Source organism: Fulvivirga sediminis (genome assembly GCF_016757215.1).
Lineage (GTDB): Bacteria > Bacteroidota > Bacteroidia > Cytophagales > Cyclobacteriaceae > Fulvivirga > Fulvivirga sediminis.
In genome coordinates this window covers 1-593 of the sequence record NZ_JAESIY010000041.1, presented here as the reverse complement: position 1 = coordinate 593, position 593 = coordinate 1, and the positions used below count along the sequence as shown (strand labels likewise).

General features: G+C 46.5%; 2 rRNA genes. Both read left to right on the top strand.

Going from position 1 to position 593, the window contains the following annotated elements:
- A 23S ribosomal RNA gene (locus JL102_RS23410) occupies positions 1 to 369 on the top strand; the annotation flags it as partial.
- Between the two features lie 74 nt (positions 370 to 443).
- Positions 444 to 555 (top strand): 5S ribosomal RNA (rrf, locus tag JL102_RS23405).
- Positions 556 to 593 lie beyond the last annotated feature (38 nt).

Sequence of the window (593 nt, the reverse complement as noted above, 5' to 3'; positions counted from 1 at the left end):
TCCTGGGGCTGGAGAAGGTCCCAAGGGTTGGGCTGTTCGCCCATTAAAGTGGCACGCGAGCTGGGTTCAGAACGTCGTGAGACAGTTCGGTCCCTATCTGTTGTGGGCGTAAGAAATTTGCGAGGATCTGTCCTTAGTACGAGAGGACCGGGATGGACTAACCTCTGGTGTACCGGTTGTGGTGTCAGCTGCATTGCCGGGTAGCTATGTTGGGAAGGGATAAGCGCTGAAAGCATCTAAGCGCGAAACCCACCTCAAGATGAGATTTCTTTATAAGGGACGTTATAGACGATGACGTTGATAGGCTGCAGGTGTAAAGTCAGAGATGACAAAGCTGAGCAGTACTAATTACCCGTAAGCTTTCTCTAGGGCCATAGGCCTTTACCGAGAAGACAAGTTCATAGTTCTTTCATAATATATATGTCAAAAAATATTTAAGGTTTTATGGTGACTCTAGCGTAGGTGTCCACCTCTTCCCATTCCGAACAGAGAAGTTAAGCCCTACAGCGCCAATGGTACTGCAATAACATGTGGGAGAGTAGGTCGTTGCCAGATTTTATCAAAACCCTTTACTTTTATAGTAAAGGGTTTTT